The 13759-nt window shown below is 75.0% G+C and carries 16 protein-coding genes; 10 read left to right on the forward strand and 6 right to left on the reverse strand.

All coding sequences use genetic code 11. The features are described from left to right. Positions 1 to 50 precede the first annotated feature (50 nt). A complete protein-coding gene (locus ACZ4U4_RS20920; RefSeq protein ID WP_467876334.1) occupies positions 51 to 1178 on the forward strand; it encodes an alpha/beta hydrolase in 1128 nt (375 codons plus the stop codon). Between the two features lie 172 nt (positions 1179 to 1350). Beyond that, positions 1351 to 2775 carry a hypothetical protein gene (locus ACZ4U4_RS20925; protein WP_467876337.1) on the forward strand — a complete coding sequence of 475 codons (1425 nt, stop codon included), beginning with the start codon at positions 1351 to 1353 and terminating at the stop codon, positions 2773 to 2775. Positions 2776 to 2836: 61 nt separating this feature from the next. Here the strand turns inward: ACZ4U4_RS20925 and ACZ4U4_RS20930 are convergent, their stop codons facing one another. Next, a complete protein-coding gene (locus tag ACZ4U4_RS20930) occupies positions 2837 to 3247 on the reverse strand; it encodes a VOC family protein (RefSeq protein ID WP_467876340.1) in 411 nt (136 codons plus the stop codon). Positions 3248 to 3564: 317 nt separating this feature from the next. On the opposite strand from ACZ4U4_RS20930, the gene ACZ4U4_RS20935 reads away from it, so the two are divergent. From ACZ4U4_RS20935 to ACZ4U4_RS20945, 3 genes are all read left to right on the forward strand, one after another. Next, positions 3565 to 5163 carry an ABC-F family ATP-binding cassette domain-containing protein gene (locus ACZ4U4_RS20935; protein WP_467876343.1) on the forward strand — a complete coding sequence of 533 codons (1599 nt, stop codon included), beginning with the start codon at positions 3565 to 3567 and terminating at the stop codon, positions 5161 to 5163. Positions 5164 to 5502: 339 nt separating this feature from the next. Further along, entirely contained in the window at positions 5503 to 5724 is a 222-nt protein-coding gene (locus ACZ4U4_RS20940; RefSeq protein ID WP_030283073.1) for a helix-turn-helix domain-containing protein, read from the forward strand. Positions 5725 to 5836: 112 nt separating this feature from the next. After that, the gene (locus tag ACZ4U4_RS20945; RefSeq protein WP_467876347.1) at positions 5837 to 6616 is read left to right on the forward strand and encodes an enoyl-CoA hydratase/isomerase family protein; all 780 of its coding nucleotides are present in this window, start codon (positions 5837 to 5839) and stop codon (positions 6614 to 6616) included. Between the two features lie 60 nt (positions 6617 to 6676). Here the strand turns inward: ACZ4U4_RS20945 and ACZ4U4_RS20950 are convergent, their stop codons facing one another. Further along, entirely contained in the window at positions 6677 to 7384 is a 708-nt protein-coding gene (locus ACZ4U4_RS20950; protein ID WP_467876350.1) for a hypothetical protein, read from the reverse strand. Positions 7385 to 7572: 188 nt separating this feature from the next. Between ACZ4U4_RS20950 and ACZ4U4_RS20955 the strand changes: the two genes are divergently transcribed. The 5 genes from ACZ4U4_RS20955 to amaP are packed head-to-tail and all read left to right on the forward strand — an operon-like array spanning position 7573 to position 9933. Beyond that, complete coding sequence (locus tag ACZ4U4_RS20955) at positions 7573 to 8061, forward strand: Asp23/Gls24 family envelope stress response protein (RefSeq protein ID WP_467876353.1); 489 nt, start codon at positions 7573 to 7575, stop codon at positions 8059 to 8061. A gap of 53 nt (positions 8062 to 8114) precedes the next feature. Further along, entirely contained in the window at positions 8115 to 8306 is a 192-nt protein-coding gene (locus ACZ4U4_RS20960; protein WP_467876356.1) for a hypothetical protein, read from the forward strand. A 2-nt stretch (positions 8307 to 8308) separates the two neighbouring features. Continuing rightward, a complete protein-coding gene (locus ACZ4U4_RS20965) occupies positions 8309 to 8704 on the forward strand; it encodes an Asp23/Gls24 family envelope stress response protein (RefSeq protein ID WP_467876359.1) in 396 nt (131 codons plus the stop codon). After that, positions 8701 to 9321, forward strand: a complete 621-nt coding sequence (locus tag ACZ4U4_RS20970) for a DUF6286 domain-containing protein (protein WP_467876362.1) — start codon at positions 8701 to 8703, stop codon at positions 9319 to 9321. The genes ACZ4U4_RS20965 and ACZ4U4_RS20970 overlap by 4 nt, the downstream gene beginning before the upstream one ends. Positions 9322 to 9327: 6 nt before the next feature. Next, a complete protein-coding gene (gene amaP, locus ACZ4U4_RS20975; protein WP_467876364.1) occupies positions 9328 to 9933 on the forward strand; it encodes an alkaline shock response membrane anchor protein AmaP in 606 nt (201 codons plus the stop codon). Positions 9934 to 9995: 62 nt separating this feature from the next. Here the strand turns inward: amaP and ACZ4U4_RS20980 are convergent, their stop codons facing one another. From ACZ4U4_RS20980 to ACZ4U4_RS20995, 4 genes are all read right to left on the reverse strand, one after another. Further along, entirely contained in the window at positions 9996 to 10751 is a 756-nt protein-coding gene (locus ACZ4U4_RS20980; RefSeq protein ID WP_467876368.1) for an SDR family oxidoreductase, read from the reverse strand. 4 nt (positions 10752 to 10755) lie between these two features. Continuing rightward, positions 10756 to 12540, reverse strand: a complete 1785-nt coding sequence (locus ACZ4U4_RS20985; protein WP_467876371.1) for a glycoside hydrolase family 15 protein — start codon at positions 12538 to 12540, stop codon at positions 10756 to 10758. Between the two features lie 29 nt (positions 12541 to 12569). Beyond that, positions 12570 to 13448, reverse strand: coding sequence for an SURF1 family cytochrome oxidase biogenesis protein (locus ACZ4U4_RS20990; RefSeq protein ID WP_467876374.1), 879 nt, complete (start codon positions 13446 to 13448; stop codon positions 12570 to 12572). 65 nt (positions 13449 to 13513) lie between these two features. After that, positions 13514 to 13750 carry a hypothetical protein gene (locus ACZ4U4_RS20995; protein ID WP_467876377.1) on the reverse strand — a complete coding sequence of 79 codons (237 nt, stop codon included), beginning with the start codon at positions 13748 to 13750 and terminating at the stop codon, positions 13514 to 13516. Between the last annotated feature and the right edge of the window lie 9 nt (positions 13751 to 13759).

Genomic DNA, 13759 nt, shown 5'->3' on the forward strand with positions numbered 1-13759 from the left:
GCCCGCCCCGCCCGCTGGCCGCCCCCGGCGCCCCGCCCCACACTGAAGAGGTGCGTCTGGCTACTGCGGCGGCTGCGGCCGCCACCACCGTGATCGGTGCCGGGGCGGCCGCGGTGGCGGCCGGCCGGTACGCCGGAGGCGTCGCCCTCCGGCCCTCCCCCCAGGTGCCGTTCCCCGGGGACGCCCGCCTGACCGTCCACGCCACCGGCGACGACACGGTCACCCTCACCCGCAGCCTGGCATCGCTGCGCCCCGGCACCTACGGACTCGCCGGCCCCGGCTGCCATGCGATCGTCGGCCCGGTGGTGGAGCACGCCCCGCACGCCGCCGACACCGTCGTACGCCGCCTGGAGCGGATCACCCACGGCACCCTCCCGCCCGGCACCCGGGTGCGCATCACCCCGCAGGTGTACGCCGGAAACCCCCGCGACGCCTTCGGCCTGACCTGCGCCGACGTCGACGTCCCCGGTGAACTCGGGCCGCTGCCCGCGTGGTTCCTGCCGGGCGTGCGCGACACCTGGGTGATCACCGTGCACGGCATCGGCACCACCCGCGAACACCCGATGGTCGTCATGCCGTTCCTCCACCGCCACCGGCTGCCCGTCCTCGGCCTCGCCTACCGCAACGACGCGGGCGCCCCGCAGACCCCGGACCGGCTGCACCACCTCGGCGACTCCGAATGGCGCGACCTGGACGCCGCGATCCGCTACGCCGTCCGCTACGGCGCCCGCGACGTCGTCCTGCACGGCTGGTCCGCCGGGGCCACCATGGCGCTGCGCGCCGCCGCCCGCTCCGGTATGCGCGACCGCATCCGCGGCCTCGTCCTGGACTCGCCGATCCTCGACCGGCACGCCACCGTCCGCGCCCTGGCCGCCGCCCGGCACGTCCCGCGGGCCCTGCTGCCGCTCGCGGTCCGCGCCGCCGAGGGCCACACCGGACTCCCCGTCGACCGCCCCGGCGACGCCGTCGACCCGGACACCCTCACCGTCCCCACCCTCCTCTTCCACGGCCCGGACGACACCCTCGCCCCCTGGGCCGCCTCCCGCGCCCTCGCCGCGCGCCGCCCGGATCTCGTCACCCTCCACCCGGTGCCGCACGCCCCGCACGCCGCCATGTGGAACGCCGCCCCCGCCGCCTACGAGGAGGCGCTGCGCCGCTTCCTGACCCCACTGATGTGACCGCTCCCGGCGGTACGCCCCGCTCCGCACGCGTTCGGGAAAGCACGGCGCGCAGGCGTACAGGGGGACAACTCCCCACAACCGTGATGGGTCGCCTGGATGAACCCCGCTGAGCGGGCCTTTTCCTGCCGTCCGATTGGGTTTTCGGGCCGTCAGCGGCAAGACTGCTCCTGTGACGTCCCGTACTCCGCGCGACTCCCGGCTCCGACTCGTCCCCAGGCAACCGATTGCCGCCGCCCGCCGGGCGGTGAGCACCCGGGCCGCCCGTCCGGCCCCACGCCCGCCCGAGGGCACCCCGCCGCCCGCGGAACTGGCCCGCCAGGCCCGCGCCGCACTCTCGGGCGCGGCCCGGCTGGCCCACTGGGCCGACGGCGCCGGTGACGGACTACGGGCCGGACGCGACGGCGCCCTCCCGGCGGCCGACGTGGACCGCGCCGCCGAGGCCCTCGGCCTGCCCGCCGCCCAGGTGCGCGCCGACTGGGACCGCGCCCGCCTCGCCGGACTGATCGAGCTGCACGGCGGGCTGGCCCGCGCCGGCTGGCGGCTGCGCGCCTGGGACCGCGACGACACCGCCGCCCTCCGCGGCTGGGTCGCCCTCTTCGACGCCTGGTCGCTGGCGCTGCCGTACCCGGACGGCGCCGGGCCCGCCATCGTCGGCGAGGTCGTCGAGGCCGTACCGCAGCTGCTGTCGCTGCTCCATCTCTCGGCCGGTCCGGTGCGGCTGCGGGCGCTCCTGGACATGCTCGAACAGCGCGTCGCCGAACTGCGCACCGAGCGCTGCGAGGTGCCGTACGGCCCCCGCAGCGAGTCCGCGGACGGCGACCCGGAGGAGGCCCAGGCCCCGCTCACCGCCCTGCTGGACTGGGCGCTCGCCGCACTGACCACGGTCGGCGCGCTGGAGCCCGCCGACGGCGCGGCCCCCGCCCCGGACGGCGGCGACGACGCCCGCGAGGCGCAGCTGACGCCGCTGGGCCACTGGTCGGTGTGGGTCAAGCTGGAGCAGATCTGCGTCGCGGCGCAGAGCCCGGCGGGCAACATCGAGCAGACCGCCGCCGCCATGCTCCGCGGCTGCGCCCGGCTCACCCCGGGCCCGGCCCGTGCGGAGTACCGCGCCTGGCTCGCGGCCCGCTCGGTCGGCTCGGCCGTCGAGGAGCTGCTGACCGTGGCGCGCGGCGAGGACGCGCTGCTGCGCGGGCTGGCCTTCGAGGCGCTGCGCGCCGTCGGCGCCCCGGCCGAGGCCGCCGTCCGCGCGGCCGCCGACGAGGCGGCGCTGCGCCCGTACGTCCTGCTGTGGCTCTTCGAGCACGAGGGCGGCGACCCGGAGAACGCCCCCGACGTGCTCACCCGCGAGGAGTCGACCTGGCTGTGGGTGGACACCGCCGCGGCCGTCGCCGACCACGGCGAGAGCCAGCTGCTCATCCGCCACCTGGACTCGGCGGTCCAGGGCTCCGTCCCGCGCCTCCTCGAAGAGGTACGTGCGGTGGGCCATCCGCGCACCGTCCAGGTCCTGGTGGCGCTCGCCGCGGCCCACCCCGACCCGGCGCTGGCCAAGGCCGTCCGCCGGGCGGCGTTCCAGGTGCACACCGGCGGCGTCTGACCCGGCAGCCGCCGGGCCACCGCGGCCCGGCGGCCCGCGGCCGCCCCCCGGAAGCGTCGGGTCATCCGCCCGCCCCCGGTGCATACGTCCCGAAGCTCCAGACATTGCCCTCGGCGTCGCGCGCCAGGTAGTCGCGGGAGCCGTACTCCTGGTCGCGGGGTGCCATCAGGATCTCCACCCCGGCGTCGCGTGCCCGGTCGTGATGGGCGTCCACGTCCTCGACCACGACGTAGACGCCGCTCGGACCGGCGTCGGCCATCGCCGCGTCGAAGGTGCCGCCGTGCCCCTTGGAGCCGAGCATGACCCGTCCGTTGCCGTACGACAGCTCGGCGTGCACGACGGTGCCGTCCTCGCCCTCGTACACCGCCTCCCTGGTGAAGCCGAAAGCCTCGGTGAGCTGGCGGATCGCCGCCTGGGCGTCGCGGTAGAGGAGGGTGGGGAAGAGCGTGGGGGGCTGCGGGGTGATCGCCATGACGGCCGCCTCTCCCGGGAGCGTGCGTCCCGTTCCGCACGGCCCCGCGCGCTGCTCGCGCGGGCATCCGTGAGATCTGCCTCACAGTCTGCCGGGGGCCACTGACAACGCACCCGCGGCGGCCGCGCCCGTCACCCGCACAGGAGCCGCCGCACGGCCGCTCCCGGCCGGTTGGGGCCCTTCGATGGCCGGGGAATTCAGTTGCGCGGCACCGTTAGACTGCCCGCATGGCAGTTCTCCTCTGGGTTCATTAGACGGCGTAGACCGCTCTCGGACCGTCCGTCCAATCCGCCGTCACCCTGCCCTGGAGTTTTTCCGTGATCACCGCTTCCGGCCTTGAGCTGCGCGCCGGCGCCCGCGTTCTCATCGATTCCGCTTCTTTCCGCATCGCCAAGGGCGACCGCGTCGGCCTGGTCGGCCGCAACGGCGCCGGGAAGACCACCCTCACCAAGGTCCTGGCCGGTGAGGGCATCCCCGCCGCCGGTTCCGTCACCTGCTCCGGCGAGGTCGGCTACCTCCCGCAGGACCCGCGCACCGGCGACATGGACGTCCTCGCCCGCGACCGCATCCTCTCCGCCCGTGAGCTGGACACCGTTCTGCGCAAGATGCGGGAGAACGAGGACCGGATGGCGAACGGCAAGGGTGCCACCCGGGAGAAGGCGATGCGCAAGTACGAGCGCCTGGAGACGGAGTTCCTGACCAAGGGCGGTTACGCCGCCGAGGCGGAGGCCGCGACCATCGCCGCCAGCCTGGGCCTGCCCGACCGGATCCTCGCCCAGCCGCTGCACACCCTCTCCGGTGGTCAGCGCCGCCGCGTCGAGCTGGCCCGGATCCTCTTCTCGGACGCCGACACCCTGCTCCTCGACGAGCCGACCAACCACCTCGACGCCGACTCCATCGTCTGGCTGCGCGACTACCTCAAGACGTACCGCGGCGGCTTCATCGTGATCTCCCACGACGAAGACCTCGTCGAGACCGTCGTCAACAAGGTCTTCTACCTCGACGCCAACCGCGCCACCATCGACGTCTACAACATGGGCTGGAAGCTCTACCAGCAGCAGCGCGAGGCCGACGAGAGGCGCCGCCGCCGTGAGCGGCAGAACGCCGAGAAGAAGGCCGCGGCCCTCAACTCGCAGGCCGACAAGATGCGCGCCAAGGCCACCAAGACCGTCGCCGCGCAGAACATGGCCAAGCGCGCCGAGCGTCTGCTCTCCGGCCTCGAAGAGGTCCGCGCCGCCGACAAGGTCGCCAAGCTGCGCTTCCCCGACCCCGCGCCGTGCGGCAAGACGCCGCTCACCGCCGAGGGCCTGTCGAAGTCGTACGGCTCGCTGGAGATCTTCACCGACGTCGATCTCGCCATCGACAAGGGCTCCCGGGTCGTCATCCTGGGCCTGAACGGCGCCGGCAAGACCACGCTGCTGCGGCTGCTGGCCGGCGTGGAGACCCCCGACACCGGCGAGGTCCGCCCCGGTCACGGCCTCAAGCTCGGCTACTACGCGCAGGAGCACGAGACGCTCGACCCGGACCGCACGGTCCTGGAGAACATGCGCTCCGCCGCCCCGGACATGGACCTCGTCGCCATCCGTAAGACGCTGGGCTCCTTCCTGTTCTCCGGCGACGACGTCGACAAGCCTGCGGGGGTGCTCTCCGGCGGCGAGAAGACCCGTCTGGCGCTCGCCACGCTGGTCGTCTCGTCCGCCAATGTCCTGCTGCTCGACGAGCCGACGAACAACCTCGACCCGGCCAGCCGCGAGGAGATCCTCGGCGCGCTGCACACCTTCACCGGCGCCGTCGTCCTCGTCTCGCACGACGAGGGCGCGGTGGACGCCCTGGAGCCGGAGCGGATCATCCTGCTGCCGGACGGCGTCGAGGACCTGTGGGGTCAGGAGTACGCGGACCTCGTCGCGCTGGCGTGACCCGCGGCGGGCCACCAGGTTCGCGCATCGATCATTCGGCCGACGGGTGATCCATCATCTGAGTGAGAACGGCTCGTACACCGGCGAGCCTGCGAGACGGAGCCGGGCCCTGGCGGCCCGGCTTCCGTCATATCCGGCGCGCCCCTGCTGACCTGCGGTTTCCTGGGCGGTGTGGGGGAGGGCGCGGCGATTTCGGTAGGTGTTGGAGGCCCTCGGCCAGATTGTCCGGACACGGACGGCCTCGGACGCCTCGCCACAGACCTTGCCGAATGGGTGGCCAGGAACGCGAGGAGGGGTGATCATGAGAGTCCAGAGCGCACTTCCCACGAGGAGGCACGGGTGGCCGAGACTCTGAAGAAGGGCAGCCGGGTGACCGGCGCCGCGCGCGAAAAGCTCGCGGCAGACCTGAAGAAGAAGTACGACTCCGGAGCAAGCATCCGGGCGCTGGCCGAAGAGACCGGTCGCTCCTATGGATTCGTCCACCGGATGCTCAGCGAATCCGGTGTGTCCCTGCGCGGTCGAGGCGGAGCAACGAGGGGCAAGAAGGCCACCTCGGCCTGACGACCGCGACTCCGACGGGTGATTCCCCCGGTCGGTCGGGCAGACGACCGGGAGGTTACCGTTCAGTCACTTACGCACGCTGGTGTGCGACGGCTGACTCGGAGGCATTCTGATGACTCTGCTCGACAAGGACGGTGTGCGGCTCACCGTGGACGACACGCTCGCCACGGTGACCCTCACAGGCGCGGCCAAGCGCAACGCCCAGTCGCCCGCCATGTGGCGGGCGCTGGCCGAGGTCGGCGCGCTGCTGCCGGGGAGCGTCCGGGTCGTGGTGCTGCGGGGCGAGGGCAAATCCTTCTCCGCGGGCCTCGACCGGCAGGCGTTCACGCCCGAGGGATTCGACGGCGAGCCGTCGTTCCTCGACATGGCGCGCGGCCCGGAGCACGAGATGGACGCGCTCATCGCCTCGTACCAGGAGGCGTTCACCTGGTGGCGGCGGAACGACCTGGTGTCGATCGCCGCCGTCCAGGGCCATGCGATAGGTGCCGGCTTCCAGCTGGCGCTCGCCTGTGACCTGCGGGTCTGTGCCGAGGACGCGCAGTTCGCGATGCGGGAGACCAGCCTCGGTCTGGTGCCCGATCTGACGGGCACCCATCCGCTGGTCCACCTCATCGGCTACGCCCGGGCGCTGGAGATCTGCGCCACCGGGCGCTACGTCCACGGCGACGAGGCCGGCCGGATCGGCCTGGCCAACCTCGTCGTCCCCGGCGAGGAGCTGGACGCCGCGGTCGCCGACCTGGTCACCGCGCTGCTGGCCCCGCCGCGCGACGCCCTCATCGAGACCAAGGCGCTGCTGGCCGGCGCCGTCGGCCGTGACCTGGACGCGCAGCGCGCCGCCGAGCGGGCCGCCCAAGGCCGCCGTCTGCACGATCTGGCGGGTCTCGGCGAATGACCCCGCGGACCGCCCGCGGCGCCGTACCCCGCTCCGGGCGGCGCCGCAGGCGGTCCCGTCTCACCCCTCGTCCACGGCCGTGACCAGCACCGCCACGGCCATCGGCGGGGTGCCGGCCGCGCCCGCCGCCGCGCGTACCGCCCGGGCGACCTCCGACGCCCGGTGCCCGGCGCCGGTTACCACCTGAACCAGCAGCCCGCCCGGCGTCTCCCGCACCGGCCGGGACGTCCCGCCGAGCGTGGCGGCGAGCCGCACCACGCCGGGCACCGCCAGCACCGCATCAGTCACCGGGTCCGGCACCCCCGACTCCTGCGGGCTGAGCCCAACGCCCGGCCCCGGCGGCGCCGGGCGCTCGCGGTGCGCCGCCCCGGCGGGGTCGAGTACGCCGGTGACCTGGAGGTCCACGGCCGTCACCGGGAGCCCGAGGGCGCGATCGGCGGTCTCCAGCAGGGCGGTGCGGAGCTCCTCGGCGGTCCGGGGCAGCGGGCGGTCCGGGGCCGCCGTGAGGTCCGCGGTGATCCGCAGCGGGCCCGGCGGCAGCGCGCTGGGCGGCGCCGGTTCCGGCGGGCGGAGGCCGCGGTGGTCCGCGAGCCCGATCCGCAACGCGCCCAGACGCAGCCCCGGCAGGGCGGCCGCGCGGGCCCGCAGCACCCGTGCCGCGGCCTCCTCGGTGATCCAGCAACCGTCCGCCGGGGGGCGGCCCAGCGGCAGCACCCGGCCGGTCCCCAGCTCCCGGCGCACCCGGTGCGCCCACTCCGTCGCGGCCACCGCATCGCCCCCAGGGTCGTCGTCCGGCTCTCCTCCCAGCCTGCCGCAGCCGGGTCCGTACGGCAGGGCGGTGCGGCCGGGGCGCGGTGCGGCAACCCGGCTGCCGCAGCAGGCCGGGCGGTTCCGGGCCGGTGCCCCTAGCGTGGTGGACAGCGGTGACGTCTCCCCCAGGAAAGGGACGATCGGCGATGGCGGACGAACAGTGGAACCGGACCGAACCCTCCGTGAGCGGGGCGTCGGAGGCGAAGCTCTCCGGCGGTAAACGTGGCGGGGGTGATCCCGCCTCCCGTGGGCGGACCACCATCGCCGACGGCGTCGTGGAGAAGATCGCCGGGCTCGCCGCCCGGGATGTGGTGGGCGTCCACGCCATGGGCAGCGGCCTGGCCCGCACCCTCGGCGCGGTCCGCGACCGGGTGCCCGGCGGCTCCCGTTCCGCGCCCGTCGCCCGTGGTGTGAAGGCCGAGGTCGGCGAGGTGCAGACCGCGCTCGACCTGGAGATCGTGGTCGAGTACGGCGTCGCCATCGCCGAGGTGGCCCGCGACGTACGGGAGAACGTGATCTCCGCCGTGGAGCGGATGACCGGCTTGGAGGTCGTCGAGGTCAACATCGCGGTCAGCGACGTCAAGCTGCCCGACGAGGAGGACGAGGACGAGGAGCCGGAGACCCGGCTCCAGTAGGCGGACGTGACCGGCGGCGGCTTCGGCCGGAGCGGGCAGCGAAGGAGCGCACGATGAACATGGCCGTGGTCGGTCTTCTGGCCGGAATGGCGCTGGGCTTCGCCGGGTACTTCGGCGGCTTCGGGGCCTTCGTCCTGGTGGCGGCGCTGGGCGCGATCGGGTTCGTCGTCGGACGGTTCCTCGACGGGGACCTGGAGGCCGGGGACTTCTTCCGGCCCCGGGCCCGCGACGACCGGCGGCGGTGAGCGTGGCGACGGCAGCGACGGCGCCCGGTGCGGCGGCCGTCGCCGAGGTGGCGCCGGGGGAGCGGGGCGCCACCCGCGTCGCGGACCGGGTGGTCGCGAAGATCGCCGCGGCGGCGGCCCGCGAGGCGCTGCGCGCCGCGGCCGACGGCGCCCGCACCGGCGCCCATGCGACCGTCACCGTCCGGCGGCGGGACGGGCGGCTGCCGTTCGGCGAGGCCCATGTGCAGGTCACCGTCGAACTGGGCTATCCCACCGCGATCGGTGCCCGGTGCGGTGAGGTGCGCCGTCAGGTCACCGCGCGGGTGCGGGAGCTGGCGGGTATGGCGGTGTCCGAGGTGGCGGTCGAGGTGGAGCGGCTGCACTCGCCGCTCGCACGGGACCGGGAACGCGTGCGATGAGCGACGACACCCGCGCCACGGCGACCCCGGCGGACGACCTCGGCCCCGCACCGGCACCGGCACCTCCCGCCCACGGCAGGGCGCGCCGCTTCTGGTCCGCCCGCCGCCTCCCGTCCGCCGTGGTGGCGCTGGTCGCGCTGGCCGGGGCGGGGCTGCTGCTCTACGACGTGGCGGCGGTGCGCGCCGACCGGCCCGCGATGGCCTGGCGCCGCCGCCTCGCCGACGAACTGGCCACCCGCCCGCTCGACGACCCCTGGGTGCTGGGCGGCGCCGCGGCGGCGATGGCGGGCGGCCTGTGGCTGCTGGTGCTGGCGCTCACCCCCGGGCTGCGCAAGGTGCTGCCGATGCGGCGCGCCACCCCGGACGTCCGGGCCGGTCTCGACCGCGCGGCCGCCGCGCTGGTGCTGCGGGACCGGGCGATGGAGGTGTCCGGTGTCCAGTCCGTCAAGGTGGCGGCCGGGCGCCGCAAGGTGAAGGTGGCGGCCGTCTCGCACTTCCGGGAGCCGGACCGGGTACGGGCGGATCTCGACGCGGCGATCGGCGAGGGGATGCACGGGCTGGGGCTGGCCCGGCCGTTGCGGCGTTCGGTCCGCGTGCGCCGCCCGAAGAAGAGGTGAGCGAGGATGCGCAGGGTCCGGCGCGGCGTCAACCGCGTACTGCTGGGGCTGACCGGCGCGGCGTTGCTGGGCGGCGGCGCCGCGGTGCTCACGGCCGGTCTCGGGCTGCCGTCGGCCTGGCACTTCAGGCTGCCGGACGGCTGGCCCTGGACGCGCGCCGACGGGGTGCTGCTGTCCGCGGCGGACCGCACCCGCTTCACCGACCGCGGCTGGTGGTGGCCGGTGGTGATCGCCGCGCTCGCCGTCGTGGTGCTGCTGCTCCTGTGGTGGCTGCTGGCGCAGCTCCGGCGGCGCAGGCTGGGGAAGTTGCTGGTCGACAGCGGGGACGGCGAGGGTGCCGCGGTCCGCGGCCGGGCGCTGGAGGACGCGGTGGCGGTGGAGGCCGGGGCGCTGGACGGGGTGGAGCGGGCGGATGCGCTGCTGTCCGGCCGCCGGACCGCGCCGCAGCTGCGCACCGTGGTGGCGCTCGCCCCGCACGCCGAGCCCGGCGCCGTCCTGCTGCGGCTGTCGGACGGGGCGGTGGCGGACGCCCGCACCTCCACGGGGCTGGCCCGGCTGCCCGCCGAGATCCGGCTGCGGGCGGTGCGGCACCGGGCGGAGCGGGTGAGCTGAGGCGGCCGGTCCGGACGTACGAGGGGGCGGGCCGCGTCCGGCCCGCCCGTCCCGTCGCCGCGTCAGAATCCCCGCCGGGCCCCGCCGTCCACCGGCACCATCACGCCGGTCAGATACGACGCGGCGGGGGAGAGCAGGAACGCCGCGGTGCGGCCGAACTCGTCGGGCTCGCCGTAGCGGCCCAGCGGGATCGTCGCGCAGTTGCGGGCGCGGCTCGCCTCGGGGTCGCCGGAGACCGCGTCGAGCTGGGTCATCCGGTCGGTGGCGATCCGCCCGGGCAGCACCCCGACGACCCGGATGCCGCGCGGCCCGACCTCGTCGGCGAGCGACTTGGCGAACCCGGCGAGCCCGGGGCGCAGCCCGTTGGAGATCGCCAGCCCGCCGATCGGCTCGTACACCGAACCGGAGAGCACGAAGCCGATGACGCCGCCCTCGCCCAGCTCGGTGGCGACCGCGCGGGCCAGCCGGACCGCGCCGAGGAAGACGGTCTCGAAGCCCTCGCGCCACTGGTCGTCGGTGAGGTCGGTGGAGACGCCGGGCGGCGGGCCGCCGACGCTGATGAGGATGCCGTCGAGGCGCCCGAAACGCTCGCGGGCGGTGGCGATCAGCCGCTCGGGGGTGGACGGGTCGGCGTTGTCGGCGGCGACGCCCACGGCCCGGTCGCCCAGTTCGGCGGCGGCCGCGGCGGCGCTCTGGGCGGTGCGGCCGGTCAGCACGACGCGCGCGCCGTCGGCGGTCAGCGCCCGGGCGGTGGCGAGGCCGAGCCCGCGGGTGGCTCCGGTGACGAGGTACGTCCGGTCGGTGAGTCCAAGATCCATGGCCCTAGTCTGCCCCGGCCCCGCCGAAGAGCGTGAAGGCGGTTCCGACGAGGCCGATGTGGCTGAACGCCTGCGGGAAGTTGCCGAGTTGCCGGCAGCCCTCCGGGTCGTACTCCTCGGCGAGCAGTCCGACGTCGTTGCGGAGCGCGAGGAGGCGGGAGAAGAGGTCGCGGGCCTCGCGCGGGCGGCCCGTCAGATGGAGCGCCTCGGCGAGCCAGAACGAGCAGGCGAGGAACGCGCCCTCGTCGCCGGGGAGGCCGTCCGCCGCGCTGTCGCCGGTGGCGTAGCGGCGTACCAGCCCGTCCTGGGTGAGCGAGGCGCGGACCGCGTCGACGGTGCCGATGACGCGGGGGTCGTCGCCGGGCAGGAAGCCGAGGCGGGGGATGAGCAGGGTCGCGGCGTCCAGGGCGGTGGAGCCGTAGAACTGGGTGAAGGTGGCGCGCCTCGCGTCGTAGCCGCGTTCGCAGACCTCGCGGTGGATGGTGTCCCGCAGCTCCCGCCAGCGCCGCAGGTCGCCGCGGGTTCCGGGGACGGCTTCGAGGGTGCGGACCGCGCGGTCGACCGCCACCCAGGCCATGACCTTGGAGTGGACGAAGTGGCGGCGCGGGCCGCGGATCTCCCACAGGCCCTCGTCCGGTTCGCGCCAGGTGGTGGCGAGGTACTCCACCAGCTTCCGCTGGATGTTCCAGGCGTGCGGCTGGGACGGCAGCCCGGCGACGCGGGCGCCGTGGAAGGCGTCCAGCACCTCGCCGTAGACATCGAGCTGCCGCTGGTCGACGGCGGCGTTGCCGAGCCGGACGGGCGCGGAGCCGGCGAACCCGGACAGCCAGGGCAGTTCCGCCTCCGGTAGCCGACGCTCGCCCGCGACGCCGTACATGATCTGCAGATCCTCGGGGGCGCCGGCGACCGCGCGCAGCAGCCAGTCCCGCCAGGCGGCCGCCTCGTCGAGATAGCCCGCGCCGATCAGGGAGGTGAGGGTCAGCGAGGCGTCGCGCAGCCAGCAGTAGCGGTAGTCCCAGTTGCGGATCGAGCCGAGCGCCTCGGGCAGCGAGGTGGTGGGCGCGGCGACGATGCCGCCGGTGGGGGCGTACGTCAGCGCCTTGAGGACGATCAGCGACCGCAGGACGGCGGCGCGGTGCGGGCCGGTGTAGCGGCACCGCGCCGACCACGCGTGCCAGTCGTCGAGGGTGCAGTCGAGGGCCTCGTACGGGTCGGTGATCCGCGGGCGCGGGTGGTGCGAGGGGTGCCAGGTCAGGACGGAGGCGTACCGCTCGCCGGGGGCGACGGTGAACTCCGAGCGGGTGCTGAAGTCCTTGCCGTACGTGGTGACCTGGGGTTCGGTGCGCAGCCAGACGGCGTCCGGTCCGGCGACCGCGGACCGGCAGCCCTCGGCGCGGCGCATCCACGGCACGACCCGGCCGTAGTCGAACCGCAGCCGCAGCACCCCGCGCATCGGGACGCGGCCGGTCACTCCCTCGACGATGCGGACGACCTCGGGGGCGCGGTCGCGCTGCGGCATGAAGTCGGTGACCTTGACGCTGCCGTCCGGGGTGTCCCAGACGGTGTCGAGGACGAGGGAGTCGCCGCGGTAGGAGCGGGTGGCGTGGGCGTCGGGGTGGACGGGGGCCATCCGCCAGTGGCCGTTGTCCCGGTCGCCGAGGAGGGCGGCGAAGCAGGCGCCGGAGTCGAAGCGCGGCAGACAGAGCCAGTCGATCGACCCGTCGCGGCCGACGAGCGCGGCGGTCTGCAGATCGCCGATGAGCGCGTAGTCCTCGATGCGTGGGGGCACCCAGCGGGTTTTCCCGCCGGGCGGCGGCGCTATTCGGGGGTGGCGGCCGTCCGGGCTACGGGGGCGTCCGCCGCACCGGCGTCCGTGGTGCCGGATTCCGTGGCGTCCGGCTCCGTCCCGGTGGTGTCCGGCTCCGCCGCGTCCGTCCCGGCCGCCGCCGCGGCCGCCCGGTCCCGGCGCTCCCGGCGGACGAGGACGACCCAGCCGACCGGCACCGCCGCGGCGAACAGCCACCACTGCACGGCGTACGCCATGTGCGGGCCGATGCTGTCGTGGTCCGGCTCCGGGACCAGCTCGGGGCTGTTGTGCGGGGTCTTCGGCGCGGTCTGCTCGATGTATCCGGCGAGGACCGGGCGGTGCAGCAGCTTCGTCTGCCGGGCGCTGTTGATCAGCATGACCTGCCGGTCGGGCAGGCCCTGCCGGTCCTTGATCCCGCTGCCCTCGGTGGTCTCGTCGGCCATCATCCGGCCGGTCACGGTGACCGTGCCGCGCGGGGCGGCGGGCACGTCCGGGAACTTGGTGAGGTCGCCGCCGGCCGGGATCCAGCCGCGGTTGACCAGCACCGTCCCGCCGTGGCCGAGGTCGAGCGGGGTGAGGACGTAGTAGCCGATGGTCGACTCGTCGGCGGCGGTGCGCTGGCGGACGACGACCTCGTGCGCGGTGTCGTACGTGCCGGTGGCGGTGACCGGGCGCCACATGTCGGCGCGGGGCAGGGGGCGCCCGGGGGAGGTCAGCTCGGTGACCGGTACCGGCTTCGTGTGGAGGCTGCGGTCGATGAGCTGGTTCTGCGCGACCCGGTGCTCATGGCGGTGGAGCTGCCAGAAGCCCAGCTTGACCATGACCGGGATCAGGACGAGGCCCACGAGGGTGAGGATCACCCACTGCCGGGACAACAGGAAGCGGTACACGGCTTCGACGGTACCTGGCGCGCGAACGCCCCCGAGCGGCGGGGCCGCCCGGGGCGTTGGCGGGCTCAGACCCGGTCGACGATGCCCTGCCTCCCCGCGGCGCGGGCGCAGTGCGCGCCGCAGAACCACTGCCCGGCGGCCTCGACGCCCTGGCCGATGATCTGGACCCGGCAGTGCTCGCAGATCGGGGCCATGCGGTGGATGGCGCAGGAGAAGGAGTCGAAGACGTGCCGTGCCCCGTCCTTGGTCTCCACGTAGAAGGCCAGGTCGTAGTCGTTTCCGCATACCTCGCAACGAGTCATGGGCCGCAT

This window comes from Streptomyces sp. NPDC029159, assembly GCF_055564055.1.